The following is a 21,608-nucleotide window of genomic DNA, read 5'->3' as shown; positions in this document are numbered from 1 at the left end:
TGGGATCTGCGGGAGGTTGCCGCAAAAGACCGGATATGCCTGGCCGAACGGCGGGGCTGAACCGGCATGGTCGCCTTCCGGCTCGTCAGTCCTCGAAATCCGCCCGGATCTGGTCGGCTGCCGCATGCGGCGCACGGCCATTCAAGGAGGAGACAACAATGGCACGGCTCGGCCGATACCTGCTGGCGCCCGTCCTGGGTGCCCTGATGACCACTACCGGCTTTGCGCAGGGGGCGATGACCGACGTCGGCACGCCCCGCAGCGAGACTTTGATCGTCCAGGCGTTCGACGGGCGTTCCGCCAACCCTTCGGCACAGAACCCGCTCAATTCCTACGCCATCTGGCGCGGCTTCCGCGAGCTCGGCTGGAGCTTCCTCTGGGAGATGGACACCGCCACCGGCGAATCCTATCCCGAGCTCGCCGATGGCTTCCCGGAAGTCCTCAACGATGAGCGCACCCAATTCCGCGTCAAGCTGCGCGAGGGCGTCTACTGGAGCGACGGCGTCGAGTTCACCGCCGACGACGTGATCTACACCCTCGAGACCGCGTTCAAATACCGCGAGCAGCTGACAAACGTTGCGACCGTCACCAACTACGTCAAGAGCTGGAATAAGGTCGACGACTATACCTTCGAGATCGAGACGGTCCGCCCGGCTTACGATTTCACCACGGTCCTGGGCGTCTATACCTGGGGCTCCCAGTTCAACATCGTGCCCAAGCATATCTTCGAGCCGCTGGGCGACGAGGTCGTCACCTTCCAGAACGCGCCGGCGGTAACGCTCGGGCCTTACAAGATCCGCGAGTTCGACCCCAACGGCTTCTGGCAGCTCTGGGAGCTGCGCGAGGACTGGGAGCGCTCCGGCTGGGGCAATCTCGGCGAACCCAAGCCCAGATACATCCTCTACAAGGACTTCGGCACCGAGGAGACGCGCGCGCTGGCGTTCGTACAGAACCAGTACGACGTCGACACCTTCATGAGCCCGGACAGCATCGATGCCGCCAAGGCGCGCAATCCCAATATCGAGACCTTCTCGCCGACCTTCCCCTACCACGACATGAACGATGCCTGCTCCTACGGCATCTACATCAACGGCCAGAAGGCGCCGTTCGACATGCCGGAGGTGCGCTGGGCCCTGGCGCTGACGGTCAACCTACAGCAGGTCGGCATCAGCGCCATGAGCGGGCAGTTCAAGGCCGGCGCCCTGCCGCTCGCCGATACGCCCATCACCGGGCCGCTCTACTATGATGAGCTGCGTTCGTTCCTCGAGGAGCTGACCCTCGCCGACGGTTACAAACCCTTCAACCCGAACTTCGGGGCCGAGCTCGCCGAGACCCTGGCCGCCCAGGGCGTCGATGCCTCGCAGCTGCCCTCAGGCGATGCCATCCGCGACGGCTTCGGCATGGGCTGGTGGAAGCACGATCCCGAGCAGGCCGCCAGCCTCCTCGAGTCGGTCGGCATGGTCAAAGGGGCGGACGGCTACTTCGCCCTGCCGGACGGCTCGCCCTGGACCTTCGAGCTCGTCATCCCCGGCGACTGGAACAAGGTGATGCAGCGCATAGGCTTTTCCATCGCCGACAGCTGGCGGCAGGCCGGGTTCAACGTCAGCGCCCGCCAGGTGGACAATGGCGAATTCACCACCGTCCAGAACACCAACTCGCGCAACGAGCTGCAGCTCAACTGGTCGAACTCGTGCACCTACAACTCGAACTGGCAGAATTCCTGGCGCCAGTTCACCCCCAACAACGTGCAGCCGGCCGATTCAACCGACCAGCTTTCGGGCAACTACATGCGCATCACCGACGAGCGGATCTTCGATCTCGTGGCCGAGAGCGCCAGCCTCGAGACGAACGCGCCCGAGTTCATCGAGAACGGCCGGCAGATCGCCCGCTACCTGGTGGAAGACATGCAGATGATCAATCTGATGAACATCCCCACCACCATCCCGACCAACAGCACCTATTGGACGAACTTCCCCAAGCAGGACAACTTCTACGCCACCCCCTACACCTGGTGGAGCTCGTTCAAGCAGACGGTCGTCCGGATCGAGCCGACCGGCCAGCAATAGGTCGTCTCACGGGGCGGGGCAGCCAATCCTCCCGGCTGCCCCGCCGCGCTCTTCAAGCCAAGGATGTGACCCATGGGTGTCATGCGCTACGTGGCCAAGCGGCTGGGGCTTTATCTGGCGGTCCTTTTCATCGGACTGACGATCACCTTCCTCCTGCCCCGGCTGATGCCGATCAATCCTGTCGACGGTTATATCGGCCAGATCCAGAGCCGGGCCAACGGCTCGATCTCGGCCGAGGCGATCGCGGAGCTGCGCGTCAATCTCGAGCAGCTCTACGGCCTGGAAGGTGATCTCTTCACCCAGTACCTGGCCTACCTCAAGCGCGTGGTCCTCAACTTCGATTTCGGCCCGTCCTTCACCTATTACCCGCAGCCCGTCTCGGCGATGATCCTCAACGCGCTGCCCTGGACGCTGGGGCTGCTGCTGATGTCGACGTTCATCGCCTGGGTCATGGGCAACATGGTCGGGCTCGTCGCCGGTTACTTCCACAGGAAGAAGGCCGCCTCCGTCCTCGAGTTCGTCGGCATCCTGCTCTACCCCATCCCCTATTACATCCTCGCGGTCACGGTGCTGTTGCTGCTCGCTTATGTCTTCCCGATCTTCCCGCTCTCGGCGACGTTCCCCGTCGGCCAGATGACGCCAGAAAAGTTCGGGATGATCATCTACAACTCGCTTCTGCCGGGCATCACGCTGGTCCTTGCCGGGTTCGGCTGGAACATCCTGTCGATGAAGGCGCTGGCGGTCGCGACGACCGAGGAGCCCTACGTCACCTATGCGCGCCTGAAGGGCGCCTCCAACTGGATGCGGATGACCCGCTATGTCTTCCGCAACGCGCTCCTGCCGCAGGTCACCGCGCTCGCCCTTTCGCTCGGCATGGTGTTCAACGGCGCGCTCTTGACCGAAATGATCTTCTCTTATCCCGGCATCGGCCTCGTCATGCGCACGGCCGCCACCGGCGGCGATTACAACGTGCTCTATGGCGCCATCACCTTGTCGATCATCGCCGTCGCCACCGCCGGCCTCGTGATCGACCTCATCTATCCCCTTCTCGACCCGCGGATCCGGCACAGATGAGCATCGACATCAAAGACACCGCCATGCCGGCCGTTCTCGTGTCCGCCCCGGCCAGATCGAAGGCCCGTGCAAGCTGGCTCTGGCTGGTCAACCCGCGCCTTGCCGCCGGGCTGGCCATCCTCGTGGTCATGGGGCTCGGCAGCTTCGTCCTGCCGTTGTTCGCGCCGGCGGACCCGTCGGTGCAGGCGACCTATATGCGCAATCTGCCGATGTCGCCGGTCCACTGGCTCGGCACCAATGCCCTCGGGCAGGACATCTTCTGGTTCCTCGTCTTTGCCGTGCGCAACTCGCTGATGCTGGGCGTTCTGGTGGCGGCCGGCGTGACCGTCATCGCCACGATCGTCGGCTTGAGCGCCGGCTATATCGGCGGACGGTTCGAGCGGATCGTGATGCTCTTCGTCGATACCTTCATCACCATTCCGCTGCTGCCGATCCTCATCATCCTCGGCGCGCTCATCCGCGGCAACACCTCGTTCCTCACCGTCGGCATCATCATCATGATCTTCGGCTGGGCGTGGGACGCGCGCACGGTCCGGTCGATGGCCCTGTCGCTGCGCGAGCGCGAGTTCATCAACATGGCGCGGTTCTCGGGCGCCAACACCATCCAGATCCTCGTGCGCGAGGTGTTCCCTTACGTCATGGCCTATACCCTCGTCGGCTTCATCAACACGATCCTCTTTGCGATCAACCTCGAGGCGACGCTGGCGGTGATCGGGCTCTCCAAGATCGAGGTGCCGACGCTCGGCTCCATTATCTTCTGGGCGCTCAACTACAACGCGCTCTTCACCGGCCAGTACGTCTGGATCGTCGCGCCGATCGTCGCGACGGTGGTGCTGTTCCTCGGCCTCTTTCTCACTTCGACCGGCTTCAACGCGGCCTTCGCCAGCAAGCGTGGTGTCTCATGATCCGCCTCAACAACGTCGTTGCCAGCTATCGCACCGGGCGCGGCTCCATCAACGCCGTCGACGGCGTCACCATCGAGATCCCCGATGGCTGCATCCTGGGCGTCGCCGGGGAGTCCGGTTGCGGCAAGTCGACCCTGATGAAGGTCCTCTATGGCGACATCCTTTCACCCATGACCCTCGCGTCGGGCTCCATCGAATATGGCTTTGTCGACCGGCGCGGCGCGCCCGTCACCAGCCATACCGTGCAGCAGGAGTGGTTCCGCCGCGTCTCCTATGTGCCGCAGAGCTCGATGAATTCGCTGAACCCGGTCATCCGCATCAGTCAGCAGTTCATCGATTTTCCCGGCAACGATCCGGACAAGCGCCGCGTGCTCGAGCAGGTGCGGGCCTATATCGGCAAGCTCGGCCTTCCCGCCGAGGCGCTCGATGCCTACCCGCACCAGCTTTCGGGCGGCATGCGCCAGCGCATGATGATCGCCATGGCGACCTTCTTCCAGCCTGAGCTGATCCTCGCCGACGAGCCGACCACCGCCCTCGACGTGGTGGTGCAAAAGGAGATCCTCATGCTCCTCATGGAGCTGCAGGAGGAGATGGGCAACACCATCGTCCTCGTCTCCCATGACATGGGCGTCCACTACCAGGTCACCCATCGCATGCTCATCATGTACGCGGCCAAGGCCGTGGAATATGGCGACAGCGACAGCGTCTTCGAGGCGCCGCTCCACCCCTATACGCGCATGCTGATCAGCTCGCTGCCGACCATCGGCGACGATCGCGCGCGGGACGGGATTCCGGGCCGCCCGCCGAGCCTTTGGGGGGAGCTGCGCGGCTGCCGCTTCGCCGACCGCTGCCCGTTCGCCACCGATCGCTGCCGCGTCGAGGAGCCGGTGCTCGTCGAACACCGGCCCGGCCACTTCGCCGCCTGCCACTATGCCGGCGCCGAGATGCCGTCGGGAGGCGTCCAATGGCAGTGATCCTCAGGACCGAGGGCCTCAACAAGGTCTACCGCCTCGGCAGCTTCGGGCGCGCCAGGACCATCCAGGCCTTGAACGATGTCGACATCAGCGTCGAGAGCGACAATCCGGTCATCATCGCCGTGGTCGGCGAATCCGGCAGCGGCAAGACGACGCTCGCCAAGACGCTGCTGCGCCTCGTCGAGCCGACGTCCGGGCGCGCCATCGTCTACGACAAGGTGGTCGCGGGGCGCGGAGCGCAGCCCGGCAAGCGCGAGTTCCTCTCTTCCATCCAGCCGATCTTCCAGAACCCGTTCGAGGCCTTCAGCCGCTACCGCACGGTCGATGCCTACCTTTTCGAGACCGCCGACCGGGTGGCTGGCCTTCGCGGCCAGGCCGCTGAAGCGGCGGTCGAACAGGCGCTGGCCTCGGTCGGGTTGGAATTCGCCGATGTCGTGGGCAAATACACCAATCAGTTCTCCGGCGGCGAGCTGCAGCGCGTCTCCATTGCCCGCGCGCTGATCCCGCAGCCCAGCCTCATCGTCGCCGACGAGCCGGTGAGCATGATCGACGCGTCGCGCCGCATGATCATCATCAACCTCTTCAAGCGTCTGCGCGACGAGGCCGGCCGCAGCTTCCTCTACATCACCCATGATCTGGCCACCGCCTACTACATCTCCGACTTCGTGGCGGTGATGAACAAGGGGCAGGTCGTCGAGTTCGGTGCCGCCCGCGACGTGATGTCCAACCCTCAGCACGCCTATACGCGCCTGCTGCTCGGATCCATTCCCACCACCCGCTCCCGCTGGCGGCCGCGCAAGGCGGCCGCGGCGCCTCATTGAAAGTCGTTTGTTGCCGGCGGGTCCTGCCCGCCACTAGCTACGGGATAAAAGAAATGACCGATACCGCCACCGCCAACGGCGCCGCGTCGCTGTGGGCGACGTTCGAGCTCACGCTTTCCGGCCCTTCGCAGGGCAATCCGTTCCGCGACGTCGAGCTCGGCGCCGTCTTCCGCCGGGGCGATCGGCGGGTGCGGGTGACAGGCTTCTATGACGGCGACGGCATCTACAGGATCCGCTTCCTGCCCGACGCCATCGGCCAATGGACCTACGAGACGAGGAGCAACAGCCCGGCGCTAGACGGTGCGACGGGAACCGTCGACGTGGCGCCCGCCAGGCCCGGCCACCACGGTCCCGTGCGCGTCTCCAACCGCCATCATTTCCGCTATGCCGACGGCACCCGCTACATCAACATCGGCACCACCGCCTATGTGTGGAACCTGCAGGGCGACGCGCTGGAGGAGGAGACGCTGGCAACCCTTGCCGAGGCGCCCTTCACCAAGATTCGCATGTGTGTCTTTCCCAAGCACTACCGCTACAACGAGAACGAGCCCGAGCGGTATCCTTTCCCCTTGCTGAAGAAGGGCGAGAGCAAGTGGGTCGGCGGGTTCTCCGGCAGCGGCTGGGAGTTCGATTTCGAGCGCTTCGAGCCCGGCTATTTCCGCCACCTCGAAAAGCGCATCGCCCAGTTGGCGCAGATCGGCGTCGAGGCCGACCTCATCGTGCTCCACCCCTATGACCGCTGGGGCTTCGCGCGCATGAGCGCCGACGAGGACGACCGCTATCTCAAATACCTCGTCGCGCGCCTTTCGGCCTTTCCCAACGTCTGGTGGTCGATGGCCAACGAATATGATCTCATGGCCGCCAAGTCGCCGGCCGATTGGGATCGGCTCATCCATGTGGTGGCCGACAACGACCCCTATGGGCACCTGCTCGGCGTCCACAACTGCTTCGCCTTCTATGATCACAACCACCCCAAGGTGACCCACGCCAGCATCCAGCGGCCCGATCCCGCGCGCTCGGCGCTCTGGCGCGAGCAATACGGCAAGCCCGTTTCCATGGACGAGGTCTGCTACGAGGGCGACATCGCCGAAGCCTGGGGCAACATCTCCGGCCGCGAGCTGGTGCACCGCTTCTGGGAGGGCACGGTCAATGGCGGCTACGTCACCCACGGCGAGACCTTCCGCAACCCCGGCGACGTCATCTGGTGGGCCAAGGGCGGTTCTCTGCGCGGCGAGAGCATCGCGCGCATTGCGTTCCTCAAGCGTCTGTTGGAGGAGGGGCCGGACGAAGGGCTCGACCCGATGCCGCACACCGGGTCCTACAAAGTCATGATGGCCGGCGGACTGGACAAGGTGCTGATGAACCGTCTCTTCACCCCCGTGCCGGGAGAGGAGGACTGGTCCCGCGTTCCCGCCCATTTCGCCACCGCCGGTCAGCCCCACCGCTATTACCTCACCTACTTCGGCCAGAACCAGCCGGGCGAGGTGGCTGCAGCCGTACCGCCCGGCGAGCGCTATGCGGCCACGCTCATCGATACCTGGGAGATGACGCAGACCCCGCTCGCCGACAACGTCGAGCGCGGCCAGCTGCTGCATTTCGCGCCAAAGCCCTACCAGGCGCTGCTGCTGACGCGCGTCGACAACTGAGGGAAGAAAACACCATGACGAACACCAGCGTCGCCAAATGGGATGTGTACGAGGCGAGCCTTGCCGGTCCGGCCGGCGGCAATCCCTTTCTCGACGTCACCCTCGATGGGTTCTTCCGCCAGCACGGCCGGGTCGTGCGGGTGCCCGGGTTCTACGATGGCGGTGGCGTCTACAAGCTGCGCTTCATGCCCGACAACGAAGGCGAGTGGAGCTTTTCGACCCGCTCCAACGTGGCAGAACTAGACGGTAAGTCCGGCGCCTTTACCGTCACGCCCGCCCGGCCGGAGGTCCATGGACCCGTGCGGGTCGCCAACAAGTTCCACTTCGCCTATGCCGATGGCACGCCGTACCTCTCCTTCGGCACCACCTGCTATGCCTGGACCCATCAGCCGCTCGCCGAGCAGCAAAAGACGCTCGCGACGCTGAAGAAGACGCGCTTCAACAAGATCCGCATGGGCGTCTTTCCCAAGGACTACCCCTACAACGTCAACGAGCCGCTGCACGACGTCTACCAGCCCGGCGCCGACGGCAAGCTCGATTTCGACCGGCCGAATCCGGAAAGCTTCCGCCACTTCGAGAACCAGGTGAAGGCGCTGGGCGAGCTCGGCATCGAGGCCGACATCATCATCTTCCATCCCTACGACCGCTGGGGCTATTGCGACATGAGCGAAGAGCAGGACTACCGCTACGTCGCTTACCTCACCGCACGCCTCGCCGCCTACCGCAATGTCTGGTGGGCGCTCGCCAACGAGTACGACTTCCTCCTCGATACCAAGCCGCTCCACCAGTGGGAGCGCTATTTCCATATCATCGAGGAGAACGACCCTTACGGCCACCTGCGCTCCATCCACAACGGCGATCCTGCCGCCAACTACGATCACAGGAAGCCCTGGGTCACCCATGTCTGCATCCAGAACTGGGACGTCAAGCGCACTCCCGAATGGCGCGCCGACTACGGCAAGCCCGTCGTCAACGACGAGCCGGAATATGAGGGTAATATCATCCAGTGCTGGGGCAACATCTCTGCCGGCGAGCTGACGCACCGCTTCTGGACGACGCTGATGCGCGGCGGCTATGCCGGGCATGGCGAGACCTACAGCCACCCGCAGGACCTCATCTGGTGGGCCAAGGGCGGCGAGCTGCACGGCGAGGCCTGGAAGCGGATCGGGTTCCTGCGTGACCTTCTCGAAGAGGACGTCACCCACGGCCTGGAGCCCATCGAACGTGCGACGGGCTTCCCCTGGAACCGCATCTCCGGCGCCCGCGACGGCGACGTCACCTACATCTATTTCGGCGAGCACCAGCCGGTCATCTGGGCGGCGGGCCTGCCCCAGGACGACCGGCGCTATGCGGTCGATCTCATCGACACCTGGAACATGACGGTGACGCCGGCAAAGATCGTCCCCGCCCCGGAAAACCATCCCACCCGCCACGGCGCGATCGTCCGGCCGAGAAGGCCCGACGCCGCCTTCGCCGTCGAGCTGCCCGGCAAGCCCTACCTCGCCATCCGCGTACGCCCGCTCGACTGAGCGGGCGGCACTTGGGCCGGCTAACGCGCCGCTTGCCAGGAGGGCCTGGCGTCCGAGCGTCCGCCTGCGGTGGCCTTGTCGATCGCCTCGAGTTCCTCTGGCGAGAAATCGAGGCGCGCGAGGGCGCCAAGGTTGTCGTGGAGCTGTTCGAGCGTGCGCACGCCGATCAGCGCCGAGGTGATCTCGCGCCGGCGCAGCACCCAGGCGAGCGCCAGTTGCGGCAGGCTCTGCCCGCTCGCCGCGGCGATCTTCGCCAGGGCGTCGACGGCGTTGAGCGTCTCGGGCTTGATCTCGGCGGCCTTGAGGAACGGGTTGTTGCTCACCCCGCGCGCGCCCTGCGTGTCGCCGGTGTTGTACTTGCCCGAGAGTACGCCTTGGGCCAGCGGCGAAAACGCGATCATGCCGATGCCGAGCTCTCCGCACGCATCGATCGTGCCGTCCGCCTCGATCCAGCGGTTGAGCATCGAATAGCTCGGCTGATGCAGCACGCAGGGCGTGCCGAGTTTTTGGAGCATGGCCTGCGCCGCGCGGGTCTCGGACTGCGGATAGTTGGAAATACCCACATGGAGCGCCTTGCCTTGCCGCACGATGTCGGCAAGTGCGCCCATCGTCTCTTCGAGCGGCGTGACGGGATCGTAGCGGTGGGAATAGAAGACGTCGACATAGTCGAGCCCCAGGCGCCTGAGGCTCTGGTCGCAGCTTGCGGTCAGGTTCTTGCGGCTGCCCCACTCGCCATAGGGTCCTTCCCACATGCGATAGCCGGCCTTGCTGGAGACGATGATCTCGTCGCGATAGGGCCGGAAATCGCGCGCCATCACCTGACCGAACAGCTCCTCGGCTGCGCCCGGCGGGGGGCCGTAGTTGTTGGCGAGGTCGAAGTGCGTGATGCCGGCATCAAACGCGGCGCCGAGGATCGCGAACGCCGACGGGTAGTCGCGCGTGCCGCCGAAGTTCTGCCAGAGGCCGAGGCTGATGGCGGGGAGCTTGAGGCCGCTGCGTCCGGCGGTGCGATAGGGCATGGAGTCGTAACGGCTCGCGGCCGCGCGATAGGTCATGGCTTGTCCTGGTTGTTGAAAGCTGGGAAGTGCCGGAGCTCTTATGCGCTTTTTCGAAGCGCCGTCGCGAGGCTGACGATGTCGACCGGCAGGTCGAGGCTCTTCACATAATCGATGAGCGCGAGCAACGGCAGCTCGTCATGCCGGCTGAGGCTGTCGTAGATCGAGCGGCAGGTCGTCGCGATCTCGACGCCGGCGTTCTGCGCAACGAAGAACTTGGCCGAAGCCGGATATTTGGCGTTGATCGCATGCTCGGCGATGGCGAGGAGCTGCTGCACGCGCAGCGCCTGCGCCCGGTCGGCGGCGTGATTGGTCGACAGCCACTGCACGAGCTCGGGATAGAGGTTGGCCGCATAGCTCGAAAAGCCGTGTCCGCCCGCGTCGAGCGTCTCGATCAGCGTGCCCATCTGCGTATTGAAGAACTTGAGCCCGGTATCGGCAACGGCCTTGAGCTTTTCGCGCATCAGGTCGAGGTCGTGGCAGGTGTCCTTGTGGAAGAGCACGCGCCCGGCGCGCGCCGCCCAGCCGAGGTTTTCGGGCGAGACGCCGCGCTTGTAGGGCCGCGGGCACTCGTAGAAGCCGAGGGGGATGTTCCCCGTCCCGGCAAGGATCGCCTCGACGCGCGTCCGCCACACGTCGTCCCCTTCGCCTTCCCCCGCGATGAGGCAGGGCAGCAGCACGACGGCGGCAACGCCGGTATCGGCCATGGCCTTGACCGCTTCGGCCTGGCTCTCGGGCGAAGCTCCAGCGACCGCCGATGCGATGACCGGCACGCGCCCGTTGGCGCGCTTCACCACCCGGCGGGCGAGCTCGAGGCGCTCCTGCGGGCTCATCTGGTAGATCTCGCTCGACAGGCAGACGGTGAAGATTCCGGCGACACCCGCCGCCGCGTAGTAGTCGACCAGCCGGTCGACGCCGACCCAGTCGATGGACCGGTCGGTAAGGAACGGCGTCAGCATAACCGGCCAGGCGCCGTTGGGGATGAGGTCCTTGGACATTCTTGGTTTCCTTTGGGTTCAGCCCTTGACCGACCCGGAGATGAGGTCGAGCCGCCAGTAGCGCTGCAGCAGCAGGAAGAGGGCGATGAGGGGGAGGATGGAGACGAGCGCGCCGGTGATGATGAGGGTATAGACACCCGGCTGCTCGGTGCCCTGGTTGACCATGGTGTAGAGGCCGACGGTCAACGGGAAGAGCCTTTCGTCGGCGAGCATGATGAAGGGCAAAAGGAAGTTGTTCCAGATGCCGACGAACTGCAAAAGGAACACGGTGATGAGGCCGGGGATCATCGGCGCCAGGCCAATGGAAAAGAAGATGCGCACCTCGCTCGCCCCGTCGATCCTTCCGGCCTCCAGCAGTTCGTCGGGAATGACCGCCGCCGCGTAGACGCGGCAGAGATAGATGCCGAGCGGCGAGACGATCGAGGGGATCAGCACCGACCAGTAGGTGCTGGCGAGACCGAGCTTGCTCATCAGCAGGTATTGCGGCACGGCGAGCACCACGCCGGGGATCAGCACCGCCCCCAGGAGGAACCCGAAGACGAGCCCGCGTCCGGCGAAGTTGTATTTGGCCAGCCCGTAGCCCGCCATCGCCGAAACCATGGTCGAGAGCGCCGCGCCCCCGCCGGCATAGATCAGCGAGTTCCAGGTCCACAGCCAGTAGCGCCCGCTGCGATAGTTCGTAAGGCTCGCGATATTCTCCCAGAGCCCGCCGCTGAAACCGGGCAGGAACGAGGGCAGGGTGAAGAGTTCGCCCGGCAGCTTGCTGGCCGCCGCCACCAGCCAGTAGAGCGGCAGCAGGCAATAGAGCGCGCCGAGGATGAGGATGACGGTCGGGATCCAGGCCGAGCCGCCCCGCACTCCGGCGCGGGCGGTCTTGCCGTCGGTGAACGCGCTCATGTCCGTCCCCCCTGGCTGCGCCGGCGCGTGATCCAGAAGAGGACGACCGAGGCGAATGTCGTCAGCACGGCGATGAGGATCGAGGTCGCGGCGCCCGCGTGCAGGCTCTGGGCGACGAAGGTGTCGCGATAGACCAGCATCATCGGCACCCAGGTGGTCGAGACCGCGTTGCTCAGTGGCTCCAGCGTCGTCGGCTCCGAAAAGAGCTGGATCATGCCGATGAGCGAGAAGAGCCCGGTGAGGACGATCGCCGGCAGCAAGAGCGGCAGCTTGATGTGCCGGGCGATCTGCCACTCGTTACAGCCGTCGATGCGCGCCGCGTCGTAGAGGTCGGCGGGAATGCCGCGCAGCGCCGTGAAGAGGATGACCATGTTGAAGCCCACCCCGCCCCAGATGACGATGTTGGAGATCGACCAGTAGACCGAATCGCGGGTGAAGAAATCGGGCTGCGGCAGGCCGAGATTGGCGGCGATCTCGCGGATGGGGCTGACGCCGGGCAGATAGATGAACCCCCACATCAGCGACGCGATGACGCCCGGCACGGCATAGGGCACGAAGATGGCGATGCGCGAGAAGCGCGCAAAGCGCACCCGCGGCACGTCGAGCATCAGCGCGAAGAGGAGGGCAAAGCCGAGGATCAGCGGTACGGTGATGATGCCGACCGTCAGCATCCGCCCGAACCCGGCCCACAATTCGGCATTGGTCAGCGCCGTCCAGTAGTTGGCAAGCCCGACGAACACCTCCTCGCGCCGCCCGAGGCCGCCCCCGCTGACGCGGATGCCGCGCAGGCTCAGCATGATCGAATAGACGAACGGGGCGAGGATCGTGAAGAGCGAGAGCGCCACCGCCGGCCCGACGAAGAGCCACGGCGTTATCGGCGGGACGGGATGGTAGCGTTTCCTGCGCATCGGTGGTGTTGCCTGCGTCTGGTTGGAGAGCCCGGCCGGGATGATCCCGGCCGGATCGTGCGGAACGCGGCGCCTTACTGCGCCTCGACCACGCTGTAGCCCTGGTTCGACATGTCGCCGAACACCGTCTGCTGCACCTGGTCGAGAACCCCGGCGAAACCGGACTTGTTCTGCACCGCCTCGCCCATGGCGTTGCGATAGACGTCGAACGCGGCGCTGACATTTGGTCCCCAGGAAACGCTGGGCGTATCGACGTCGATCTCGGCGGCCATGGTGTAGAAATCCGTCGCGTCCGGCAGGAACGTCGGCGCTTCTTTCAGTTGCGGCAGGTCGCGGGCGGAAAGCTGGGCCGGCCAGATGTTCATTAGCCGCACATAGGCCGAGAGCGCATCGAGATTGTTGGTGATCCAGATGGCGAATTCCTTGGCCTCCTCCGGGTGCTTGGTGAGCGAGGAGACGGCCGTGGCGCTGCCGCCCATGACGCCGCCCGAGAGCTCGGCGCCGGTGCCTTGGCTCCAGCGCGGCAGCGGCACGACGCCCCACTTGCCCTGCGTGTCGGGTGCGAGGTTGGCGATGAGCGGCGGCGCCCAGACCGCGCTGATGAAGCCGAGCAGCGACCCGTCGGCCATCGCCGCGCCCCATTCGGGCGACCAGGTCTGCATGGTCGAGACGGCGTCCTCGGCCACGAGCCGCTCCCAGTAGGCCGCGACCTCCTTGGCTGCCGGGGTGTTGATGCCGACCGTCCACTGGTCGCCGTCGAGCCGCCACCACTGGGCGCCCACCTGATGGGTGAGGGCCGCGAAGAGTCCCGGGTCGCTCGAGGGGAAATGAGCGAGGTACTTGCCGGGGTCGGCCGCCCGCACCGCCTTGGCGGCTGCCTCGAACTCCTCCCAGGTCGCCGGCGCCTCGATGCCGAGATCGGTGAGGATGTCCTTGCGATAGAAGAACATCATCGGCGAGGTGCCCTGCGGCGTCGCCCAGGTCGTGTCGCCGAAGGTGACGAGGTCCCAGGCGACCGGCGCGATTTGGTCCTTGAGCGAGGCCATCTCGGGGGTGATGTCGGCGACAAGCCCGTTGACCACCAGCGCCGGCAGGTCCTGATAGGTGACGTTGGTCACGTCCGGCGGATTGCCGGCCGTATGGGCGGCCGAGAGCTTCTGCACGATCTCGGCGGCGCCGGCCGCGCGGCTGACCGTCACGTGGATATCGGGGTTGGCCTCGTTCCAGATGGCCACGACCTCGTCGATATGCGGCGCCCAGTTCCAGTAGGTCAGCTCCACCCGCTCCTGCGCGGTCGCCGCGCCCGACAGAAAAAGTGCAGCCGTGCCGGCGCAAGCCAGCATGCGATAGAATGGTCCAGACATTCGGGTCTCCTCCACGCGCCCGGTGGGCGCTATGATTTGCGGGGCCTCCGGCCGCGCCGCACCTCGGGACCGTCTTGCTGCGGTCCATTTCGTTTGCGCCGGCCTCGAGCTGGCCATACCCTAGGTCGCGCGGAGGGCTGCGTCTCTTTGGATGGGAGTGGAGACTTGTGGAAAGGTAAGACGGCGCAAACAAAGGCGTGGACGCAGCTCTCGCACGAGCTCGAGCGCATCCCCACCAGCCTCGTCGCCGCCAGCAACAGCGGCTGCTACATGCCGCACCCGCACTGGCACGCCCAGGTCGAGGTCAACCACATCTATTCCGGGGCCATGACCTACCGGATGGCCAATCACACCGTCGACCTCGAGGCGGGGGACGTCTGCATCTTCTGGGGCGGCCAGCCGCACCAGGCCGTAGAGGTGGCGCCCGATACCGAGCTCGTCGCCATCCACCTGCCGCTCGTCCATTTCTTCCGGCTGCGCCTCTCGGGCGAGCTCATGCAGCGCCTGACGCGCGGCGCGACGGTCGTCACGCGCCACGAGGGGCAGGCCGACGGCGAAACCTTCCGGCGCCTGACCCAATACATGAACAGCGATGATCCCGTGCGCCGCGAGCACGCGATCGACGAGCTGCTCCTGCGCCTCAACCGCATCAATTTCGAGCCCTACCGGCTCGTCGACGGCGAGGAAATGGGCCGGCTCGAAGGCGAGCCGCTCGATGCGCAGGGCTTCCGCAACGTTATCGAGATCTGCGCCTACATCACCGAGAACTTCCGGCACGACATCGGTTCGGCCGACGTCGCCTCTCACGTCGAGATCCACCCCAAATACGCCATGAGCGTCTTCAAGAAATCGACCGGCATGACGCTCAACGAGTACATCACGCTCTTGCGCCTCTCCTATGCGCAATCCCTGCTCCTTGCTGACGACGTGACGGTCCTCGATGTCGCCATGGAAAGCGGCTTCGGCTCCTTGAGCGCCTTCAACCAGTCCTTCCGCAAGGTTACCGGCCAGTCCCCGTCCGATTTCCGCCGCCAGCGCAGCAGCTCGCTGATCGACGCCTGAGGCGGCAAGACGCTCGGTTGCCCGCTCGCCGCAGCGGCATTCCCAACATTCCCGTCGTGAGGGAACAGGGTTTTACCAGAGCGGGGAAATACGCAACGATCACAACTCGACTAATTCTATAGAGAAAGAAATTATTGGCAGGTTAGCCGAAACGGGAGAGACATCATGATCGCGTTCTTCGGTATCCTGCAGCCCGGCTCCGGGCGGCGCAGACGTTCGGCGAAAGCGCCTCGCAAGCGTCCATTCTTCGGTGGAGCGGCGCTTACCCGGAAGGAGCAGGCCGCTCCCGGGCGTTCCCAGCGCCATGTGCCCCGCACGCCAGAGGAAGAGGAAGCCGAACGCCGCTTCCTGCAGCTCTGCTTGCCGCCGGGTCCTTGAGGCGCCGCCTCCTGCGGACCGATTCCCTGAACGAACTGGAGCGGCGGCGATGGCGCGGACCCTCATCGTGCCCGGCCTCAACGGCTCGGGCGAAGGCCACTGGCAGTGGTGGTGGCTGCGCGACCAGCCGGGCGCGCGCCTCGTCGAGCAGGAGGATTGGGCCCGGCCCGACGCCGACCAATGGCTCGCCGCCCTCGAGGCGGCCGTGCGCGCTTCGCCCGGCGCCATCGTCGTCGGCCACAGCCTCGGCACGATTCTCACCGCCCGCCTTGCCGAAAGCCCAGTCGCGCCCATGGTGGGTGGCGCCATTCTCGTGGCCCCGGCCGACATCGAGCGCACCTCGCGCCTGCACGCCCGCACCTACCAATTCGGCGTCATTCCCCGCCGACGCCTGCCGTTCCCGTCGATCCTCGTCGCCAGCCGCGACGACATCTACATGTCGTTCCGCGCCGCAATCGACATCGGAACGGACTGGGGCAGCGAGATCGTGGATCTCGGCTATGCCGGACACATCAACCCGGCCAGCGGGTACGGGCGCTGGGTGGAAGGCTACCGGCTCGTTCCGCGCCTGGCGGCTGCCGGACGCGTAGCGCCTGTCGAAACACGACTGGTACGATAGACTTTTCGCAACTATACTCGCCGTTCACCAGTCGGCAGCAGAGGAGGAGATCACTCTTGTACACTGCTTCGCTAGACTTTATGTATGGGGCGGACCCGCAGGAATGGGCTGGCGCAGCGGCGCCGAGCCCTTGGGCGTTCCGCCCCGTCACACCAACCATTCACGCCAGATGCTCACGAAAAAAGGCAAGTACGGACTCAAGGCGCTCACGCACCTTGCCGCGCTGCCTCCGGGCGATCTCGCCTTTGTCGGCGAGGTGGCCAGGGCCAACAACATCCCCAAGAAATTCCTCGACGCCATCCTTGCCGAATTGCGCAACGCCGGCTTCGTCTATTCCCGCAAGGGCAAGGCTGGCGGCTACTGCCTCGCCCGCCCGCCCGAGGAGATCAAGATCGGCCACGTGGTGCGCGTGCTCGATGGTCCGCTCGCGCCCATCCCCTGCGCCAGCAAGACGCGCTATCAGCCCTGCGATGATTGCGAGGAGGCCACATGCCGAGTCCGTCATCTGATGCTCGACGTGCGCAATGCCATCGCCGAGGTGCTCGACAACACGAGCCTGGCAGAGATGCGCGATGCCGGCGGCCCGGAGAAGCTCGTCGAGGAGGAGCCGATCCGCGCCTGAGCCGGGGGAGGGTGCCATGAGCGCTCCCAACCAGCGACACTCGGTCGCCATCGTCGGCGGCGGTGCGACCGGCGTGCTCCTCGCCGCCCACCTGTTGCGCAATGAGGAAGCGGACATCCGCGTCACGCTCATCGAGCGCGAAGGCTCGTTCGGCCGGGGGCTGGCCTATTCGGCCGTTCAGCGCGACCACAAGGTCAACGTGCCCTCGCGCGGCATGAGCGCCTTTGCCGACGATTCCGAGCATTTCCTGCGCTGGCTCAAGGCCCACGGCTACGCCGAGGGTAACGATCCCTGGTCGTTCGTCGCGCGCAGCACCTACGGGACCTATCTCGCCGATGTGCTGCGTGAGGCCGACCGGGCCCGCCCCGGACGCCTGGTCGTCCTCTCCGAGGAGGCGATTGCCGTGCGCGAGACGGCGGCCGGCATCGAAACGCGCCTTGCCAACGGCACCAGCGTCCTCAGCCACCATGCCGTTCTCGCCGTCGGCCACGAGACGCAGCCCGCGCGCGGCCGCGGCATCGCCGTGCGCGTCGGTTCTGCTCGCGACACCCCGCTCGATCCCTACGCCAGGGTGATGATCCTCGGCTCGGGTCTCAGCATGGTCGATGCCTGGCTCTCGCTCGCCGAGGCCAATCACAAGGGGCCGATCCTCGTCGTCTCCCGCAACGGCCTGCTGCCGCAAGCGCACAGGGACGTTCCGCCCATCGAGATCGATGCGGCCGACGTGCCCTTCGGCACCAATGTGCAGTACTTCATGCGCTGGTTCCGCGATCTTGCCGACGAAACCGAGGAGACCGGCGGCGACTGGCGCAGCGTCGTCGATGGCTTGCGTCCCTTCAACCAGCGCATCTGGCAGAGCTGGTCGGAGCATTCGCGCCGCCAGTTCTTGCTGCATCTGCGCCCCTGGTGGAATATCCATCGCCATCGCCTTCCGCCGGACCTGCACCGGCGCATGATCGAGGCTGTGGACCAGGGCCAGGCGACCCTCATCGCCGGCGAGTTCCTCGGTATCGCGCAGCATGGCGACATGGTCGACGCCACCATCCGGCGGCGCGGGGCCAGGGACGAGGAGACCATCGAGGTCGCCCGCGTCTACGACTGCGGCGGGGTGAGCGTCGATGTCGAAGCGAGCTCTAATCCTCTCATCCGCGATCTCGTCGCGACCGGTCGCGGCCGTCCCGATCCCCTCCATATCGGGCTCGACGTCACCGAGGACAATTTCGTCATCGATGCGGCCGGACAGCCTTCGCGGCGCCTTCTCGTCGCCGGTCCCCTGACGCGCGGCCGCTTCTTCGAGATCGAGGCCATCCCCGACATTCGCCTGCAATGCGCCCGGCTCGCCGAACGGCTGACCGGCGGGCAGGTCGCGCAGGCGCGGCGGTTTCCCTCGTCCTGACCGGCTTGCGCCGGGCGGGAGAGGGCCCCACATTCGCTCCGGCGGCGTTCTGCCGCCGGAGATCGTCATGAGCGAAGTCCTCGCCCCGCCGCAAGCCGCCCCGGCGCCCCGCGTCGCCGTCAAGACGGAAATCCTGGTCATCGGCGCAGGGCAGGCGGGGCTTTCCAGCGCCTATCACTTGAAACGCCGGGGCCTCGCGCCCGGCAAGGGCTTCATCGTTCTCGACCGCAATCCCGAGCCCGGCGGCGCCTGGCAGCATCGTTGGCCCTCGCTGACGCTCAGCACCGTCAACCGCATCCATGACCTGCCCGGCATGAAGTTCACCGACGCCATCGGCACCACGGCCGAGACGGTCAAGGCTTCGGTTGCCGTGCCGCAGTATTTCGCCGCCTACGAAAAGGAATTCGGCCTGCCGGTCTACCGTCCGGTCGAGGTCAAGGTCGTCTGCGAGCGCGACGGGCGCTTGCGCGTCGAGACCGATCGCGGCCTTTTTTCCACCCGCGGGCTCATCAACGCCACCGGTACCTGGGAGACGCCCTACATTCCCGACTATCCGGGTAAGGATCGCTTCAAGGGCCGCCAGCTCCACACCCGTGATTACAACACCGCCGACGAGTTCGTCGGCCAGCACGTCCTCATCGTCGGCGGCGGCATCTCGGCTATCCAGCTCCTCAACGAGATCTCGGGCGTGACGACCACCACCTGGGTCACCCGGCGCGAGCCGCAGTTCCGCGACGGCCCCTTCGACGAGGACGCCGGCCGCAACGCCGTCGCCATGGTCGAGGCGCGCGTGCGCGCCGGCCTGCCACCCACATCCGTCGTTTCCGTCACCGGCCTTCCGGTCACGCCTGCCATAGAGGCGATGCGCGCCCGCGGCGTGCTGAACCGCCTGCCCATGTTCGCCGAGATCGTCGAGGACGGCGTGCGCTGGGAAGACGGCACCCATATTCGCGCCGACGTCATCCTCTGGTGCACGGGCTTTCGCAGCTCGCTCGATCACCTGGCGCCCCTGATGCTGCGCGAAGCGGGCGGCGGCATAACCATGGCCGGGCGGCTCGCAACGCAGGTCGCGCGCGATCCGCGCATCCACCTCGTCGGCTACGGCCCCTCGGCCTCGACCATCGGCGCCAACCGTGCCGGCTCCGCGGCCGCCGCCGAGCTGATGGCTTATCTCGACCTGGAACCCGCCGGGCAGGTAGCCACGGCTGGCTCGGTTGCCGATGTAAATGCGTAAGGAAGAAGAAATACTGTATTAACTACCATTTATATTTTAGATATAATTTTACTTATTGACCATTATCTGCGTCGAGCACTGTTGCGACCTCCGGTTTTCCGCTAGAAGAGCGCTCCATATCAGTATTGGGTGGCTCGCAGATGAGTTCGTTGTCCCTGCCTCAGGTCGACCGCAGCCGCGTGGATGAAGCAGGGGCGACCCGCAAGCCGCCGCTGGTCCTCGACGTCGATGATGCGCTCCTGCGCACCGATATGCTGCATGAGACGGCCGTGGCCTACGTCAAGGCCAATCCGCTGCGCGTCTTCAACCTCGTCCTCTGGCTTTTGAAGGGCAAGGCGACGCTGAAGCGCAAGCTCAGCGAGAGCGTGCCGCTCGACGTCGACAACCTGCCCGTCAACCAGGAGCTCGTCGGATATGCGCGTCAGGAGCATGCCAGGGGTCGGCAGGTGGGGCTCGCCACCGCCGCCGACGAACTGCTGACGCTGCGCCTCGCCCGCCGCTTCGAATTCGTCGATTTCGTCGTTGCGAGCGATGGCGTCGAGAACATGAAGGGCGCCCGCAAGGCGAAGGCGTTGACCGAACGCTTCCCCGACGGCTTCGCCTATGCCGGCGACAGCCGCTCCGACCTTCAGGTCTGGTCGCAGGCTGAGACGATCGTGCTCGCTGGCGCCGCTCCCGCGACCGCGCGCAAGGCTAAGGCCCTTGGTAAGCCCGTCGAGGCCGAATTCATCCGCCCCGCCCTCGGCCTCAAGGGTTGGGCAAGGGCGCTGCGCGTCCACCAGTGGGCCAAGAACGCCCTCGTCTTCGTGCCGCTCATCCTTTCCGGCATGGCCGACGAGCCGCTGGCGGTCATGCAGGCGCTCGTCGCTTTCTTCGCCATGTCGCTGATGGCCTCGGGAACGTACCTGCTCAACGACCTCTTCGATCTCGCCGACGACCGCGTGCATTGGACCAAGCGCAACCGCCCCCTCGCCTCCGGGGCGCTGCGCATCAAGCACGGCGTGCCGGCCGCCGCCGGCCTCGTCGGCGCCAGCCTCCTCGCAGCCGCGACTCTCGGCCTGCCTTCGCTTGCCCTGCTCGTGGTCTACATGGCGACGACCCTCGCCTATTCGTTCTACCTGAAGCGCCAGCCGATCGTCGACGCGTTCACCCTTGCCGCGCTCTTTACGCTGCGCCTCGGCATCGGCATCACCGCGGTCGGGGCCATCCCGTCGCCCTGGCTGCTGGTCTTCTCGATGTTCCTCTTCACCTCGCTCTCCTTTGCCAAGCGGCAGACGGAGATCCAGAAGAGTGTCGCCAATGGCCGCACCTCGGTCAGCGGGCGAGGGTATCTCGGCACCGATGCGGCGCTGGTGGTTGCGATGGGCGTTGCCACCTCCATGGCCGCCATCACCATCATGGTGCTCTACATCATGAACGACGTCTACAGCGCCGAGTTCTACGGCCAGCCGCTCTTCCTCTGGGTGTTCCCGGCCGCGCTCTTCATGTGGGTGTCGCGCATCTGGCTGCTCTGCCACCGGCAGGAGCTCAACGACGATCCCGTCGCCTTCGCCATCCGCGACCGCATCAGCATCGGCCTCGGCGGGCTGATGGGCGTGGCGTTCCTCTCGGGCTGGCTGCTCTGATGCGCGCGCGCCTCAAGGCCCTCGCCGACAATCAGATCGTGCGGTTCCTCGCGCTCGGCGGGTTCGCCGCGGCGGTCAACTGGCTGGTGCGCTTCCCGCTCTCGGCCGTGCTGCCGATGAGCCTCGCCATCGTCTTGGCCTACGTCATCGGCATGACGGTCGGCTTCACCCTCTACCGCAGATACGTCTTTCCGGGCTCGACCCGCCCGATCGTCGAGCAGAGCCTCATCTTCCTGGCCGTCAATCTCGTCGGCGCGCTGGTGGTGCTGGGCCTGACCCACGCGCTCATCGAAGCGCAGGCGGGGCTCGCCTGGCCGGCCTTCGTCAGGGAAGGCCTGGCCCACGGGCTCGCCATCGGCGTTGGTTCGGTGGTCAATTTCATCGGCCACAAGACGCTGACCTTCCGTTTGAAGAACGGCAAGCCGGCCTGATGCT

At 65.8% G+C, this 21,608-nt stretch carries 19 protein-coding genes; 14 read left to right on the top strand and 5 right to left on the bottom strand.

The genetic code is table 11. The features are described from left to right. Positions 1–158 precede the first annotated feature (158 nt). The 7 genes from VE25_RS19665 to VE25_RS19635 all read left to right on the top strand — a co-directional run bounded on the left by VE25_RS19665 (position 159) and on the right by VE25_RS19635 (position 9,015). Positions 159–2,066, top strand: coding sequence for an ABC transporter substrate-binding protein (locus VE25_RS19665; RefSeq protein WP_046110370.1), 1,908 nt, complete (start codon positions 159–161; stop codon positions 2,064–2,066). A gap of 72 nt (positions 2,067–2,138) precedes the next feature. Next, positions 2,139–3,140, top strand: a complete 1,002-nt coding sequence (locus VE25_RS19660; RefSeq protein WP_046110369.1) for an ABC transporter permease — start codon at positions 2,139–2,141, stop codon at positions 3,138–3,140. Further along, positions 3,137–4,045 (top strand): ABC transporter permease, encoded by a 909-nt coding sequence (locus VE25_RS19655; RefSeq protein ID WP_052732099.1) that lies wholly within the window; start codon positions 3,137–3,139, stop codon positions 4,043–4,045. Before VE25_RS19660 ends, VE25_RS19655 begins: the two co-directional genes overlap by 4 nt. Then, positions 4,042–5,019 (top strand): ABC transporter ATP-binding protein, encoded by a 978-nt coding sequence (locus VE25_RS19650; RefSeq protein ID WP_046110368.1) that lies wholly within the window; start codon positions 4,042–4,044, stop codon positions 5,017–5,019. Before VE25_RS19655 ends, VE25_RS19650 begins: the two co-directional genes overlap by 4 nt. Next, positions 5,010–5,840, top strand: coding sequence for an ABC transporter ATP-binding protein (locus VE25_RS19645; RefSeq protein ID WP_046110367.1), 831 nt, complete (start codon positions 5,010–5,012; stop codon positions 5,838–5,840). Before VE25_RS19650 ends, VE25_RS19645 begins: the two co-directional genes overlap by 10 nt. Positions 5,841–5,893: 53 nt before the next feature. Next, positions 5,894–7,486 (top strand): DUF5060 domain-containing protein, encoded by a 1,593-nt coding sequence (locus VE25_RS19640; RefSeq protein ID WP_046110366.1) that lies wholly within the window; start codon positions 5,894–5,896, stop codon positions 7,484–7,486. A 14-nt stretch (positions 7,487–7,500) separates the two neighbouring features. Then, positions 7,501–9,015 carry a DUF5060 domain-containing protein gene (locus VE25_RS19635; protein ID WP_046110365.1) on the top strand — a complete coding sequence of 505 codons (1,515 nt, stop codon included), beginning with the start codon at positions 7,501–7,503 and terminating at the stop codon, positions 9,013–9,015. Between the two features lie 20 nt (positions 9,016–9,035). Here the strand turns inward: VE25_RS19635 and VE25_RS19630 are convergent, their stop codons facing one another. The 5 genes from VE25_RS19630 to VE25_RS19610 all read right to left on the bottom strand — a co-directional run bounded on the left by VE25_RS19630 (position 9,036) and on the right by VE25_RS19610 (position 14,237). Next, positions 9,036–10,070 (bottom strand): aldo/keto reductase, encoded by a 1,035-nt coding sequence (locus VE25_RS19630; RefSeq protein WP_046110364.1) that lies wholly within the window; start codon positions 10,068–10,070, stop codon positions 9,036–9,038. Between the two features lie 41 nt (positions 10,071–10,111). Continuing rightward, positions 10,112–11,068, bottom strand: coding sequence for a dihydrodipicolinate synthase family protein (locus tag VE25_RS19625; protein WP_046110363.1), 957 nt, complete (start codon positions 11,066–11,068; stop codon positions 10,112–10,114). Between the two features lie 18 nt (positions 11,069–11,086). Beyond that, a complete protein-coding gene (locus tag VE25_RS19620; RefSeq protein ID WP_046110362.1) occupies positions 11,087–11,965 on the bottom strand; it encodes a carbohydrate ABC transporter permease in 879 nt (292 codons plus the stop codon). After that, positions 11,962–12,873: a carbohydrate ABC transporter permease gene (locus tag VE25_RS19615; RefSeq protein WP_046110361.1), complete on the bottom strand. Its 912-nt coding sequence runs from the start codon at positions 12,871–12,873 to the stop codon at positions 11,962–11,964. Before VE25_RS19615 ends, VE25_RS19620 begins: the two co-directional genes overlap by 4 nt. Positions 12,874–12,947: 74 nt before the next feature. Beyond that, positions 12,948–14,237, bottom strand: coding sequence for an ABC transporter substrate-binding protein (locus VE25_RS19610; RefSeq protein WP_160300007.1), 1,290 nt, complete (start codon positions 14,235–14,237; stop codon positions 12,948–12,950). Between the two features lie 165 nt (positions 14,238–14,402). Here VE25_RS19610 and VE25_RS19605 point away from each other — a divergent pair, with 165 nt between their 5' ends. The 7 genes from VE25_RS19605 to VE25_RS19575 all read left to right on the top strand — a co-directional run bounded on the left by VE25_RS19605 (position 14,403) and on the right by VE25_RS19575 (position 21,604). After that, on the top strand, positions 14,403–15,299 hold the full coding sequence (locus VE25_RS19605) for a helix-turn-helix domain-containing protein (protein WP_046110360.1): 897 nt from the start codon (positions 14,403–14,405) through the stop codon (positions 15,297–15,299). Between the two features lie 427 nt (positions 15,300–15,726). Continuing rightward, positions 15,727–16,296, top strand: a complete 570-nt coding sequence (locus VE25_RS19600; protein ID WP_046110359.1) for an RBBP9/YdeN family alpha/beta hydrolase — start codon at positions 15,727–15,729, stop codon at positions 16,294–16,296. A 169-nt stretch (positions 16,297–16,465) separates the two neighbouring features. Beyond that, complete coding sequence (locus tag VE25_RS19595) at positions 16,466–16,918, top strand: RrF2 family transcriptional regulator (protein WP_046110414.1); 453 nt, start codon at positions 16,466–16,468, stop codon at positions 16,916–16,918. A gap of 16 nt (positions 16,919–16,934) precedes the next feature. Beyond that, positions 16,935–18,314 carry an FAD/NAD(P)-binding protein gene (locus tag VE25_RS19590; protein WP_046110358.1) on the top strand — a complete coding sequence of 460 codons (1,380 nt, stop codon included), beginning with the start codon at positions 16,935–16,937 and terminating at the stop codon, positions 18,312–18,314. Between the two features lie 67 nt (positions 18,315–18,381). After that, positions 18,382–19,548: an NAD(P)-binding domain-containing protein gene (locus tag VE25_RS19585; RefSeq protein WP_046110357.1), complete on the top strand. Its 1,167-nt coding sequence runs from the start codon at positions 18,382–18,384 to the stop codon at positions 19,546–19,548. A gap of 140 nt (positions 19,549–19,688) precedes the next feature. Further along, entirely contained in the window at positions 19,689–21,173 is a 1,485-nt protein-coding gene (locus tag VE25_RS19580) for a UbiA family prenyltransferase (protein WP_046110356.1), read from the top strand. Continuing rightward, positions 21,173–21,604 carry a GtrA family protein gene (locus tag VE25_RS19575; protein WP_152664686.1) on the top strand — a complete coding sequence of 144 codons (432 nt, stop codon included), beginning with the start codon at positions 21,173–21,175 and terminating at the stop codon, positions 21,602–21,604. The genes VE25_RS19580 and VE25_RS19575 overlap by 1 nt, the downstream gene beginning before the upstream one ends. Positions 21,605–21,608: the final 4 nt, after the last annotated feature.

The sequence above is a fragment of the Devosia geojensis genome, from assembly GCF_000969415.1.
GTDB lineage: Bacteria > Pseudomonadota > Alphaproteobacteria > Rhizobiales > Devosiaceae > Devosia > Devosia geojensis.
The sequence above is the reverse complement of the archived record's forward strand: the minus strand, read 5'-3'. Positions and strand labels throughout refer to the sequence as shown.

Excerpts from the sequence above, each read along its gene's own strand:
- VE25_RS19655 (WP_052732099.1), top strand. The coding sequence starts at position 3,137 with ATGAGCATCGACATCAAAGACACCGCCATGCCGGCCGTTCTCGTGTCC.
- VE25_RS19615 (WP_046110361.1), bottom strand. The coding sequence starts at position 12,873 with ATGCGCAGGAAACGCTACCATCCCGTCCCGCCGATAACGCCGTGGCTC.
- VE25_RS19620 (WP_046110362.1), bottom strand. The coding sequence starts at position 11,965 with ATGAGCGCGTTCACCGACGGCAAGACCGCCCGCGCCGGAGTGCGGGGC.
- VE25_RS19625 (WP_046110363.1), bottom strand. The coding sequence starts at position 11,068 with ATGTCCAAGGACCTCATCCCCAACGGCGCCTGGCCGGTTATGCTGACG.
- VE25_RS19575 (WP_152664686.1), top strand. The coding sequence starts at position 21,173 with ATGCGCGCGCGCCTCAAGGCCCTCGCCGACAATCAGATCGTGCGGTTC.
- VE25_RS19665 (WP_046110370.1), top strand. The coding sequence starts at position 159 with ATGGCACGGCTCGGCCGATACCTGCTGGCGCCCGTCCTGGGTGCCCTG.
- VE25_RS19595 (WP_046110414.1), top strand. The coding sequence starts at position 16,466 with ATGCTCACGAAAAAAGGCAAGTACGGACTCAAGGCGCTCACGCACCTT.
- VE25_RS19630 (WP_046110364.1), bottom strand. The coding sequence starts at position 10,070 with ATGACCTATCGCGCGGCCGCGAGCCGTTACGACTCCATGCCCTATCGC.
- VE25_RS19660 (WP_046110369.1), top strand. The coding sequence starts at position 2,139 with ATGGGTGTCATGCGCTACGTGGCCAAGCGGCTGGGGCTTTATCTGGCG.
- VE25_RS19635 (WP_046110365.1), top strand. The coding sequence starts at position 7,501 with ATGACGAACACCAGCGTCGCCAAATGGGATGTGTACGAGGCGAGCCTT.
- VE25_RS19580 (WP_046110356.1), top strand. The coding sequence starts at position 19,689 with ATGAGTTCGTTGTCCCTGCCTCAGGTCGACCGCAGCCGCGTGGATGAA.
- VE25_RS19600 (WP_046110359.1), top strand. The coding sequence starts at position 15,727 with ATGGCGCGGACCCTCATCGTGCCCGGCCTCAACGGCTCGGGCGAAGGC.
- VE25_RS19650 (WP_046110368.1), top strand. The coding sequence starts at position 4,042 with ATGATCCGCCTCAACAACGTCGTTGCCAGCTATCGCACCGGGCGCGGC.
- VE25_RS19645 (WP_046110367.1), top strand. The coding sequence starts at position 5,010 with ATGGCAGTGATCCTCAGGACCGAGGGCCTCAACAAGGTCTACCGCCTC.
- VE25_RS19590 (WP_046110358.1), top strand. The coding sequence starts at position 16,935 with ATGAGCGCTCCCAACCAGCGACACTCGGTCGCCATCGTCGGCGGCGGT.
- VE25_RS19610 (WP_160300007.1), bottom strand. The coding sequence starts at position 14,237 with ATGTCTGGACCATTCTATCGCATGCTGGCTTGCGCCGGCACGGCTGCA.
- VE25_RS19640 (WP_046110366.1), top strand. The coding sequence starts at position 5,894 with ATGACCGATACCGCCACCGCCAACGGCGCCGCGTCGCTGTGGGCGACG.
- VE25_RS19585 (WP_046110357.1), top strand. The coding sequence starts at position 18,382 with ATGAGCGAAGTCCTCGCCCCGCCGCAAGCCGCCCCGGCGCCCCGCGTC.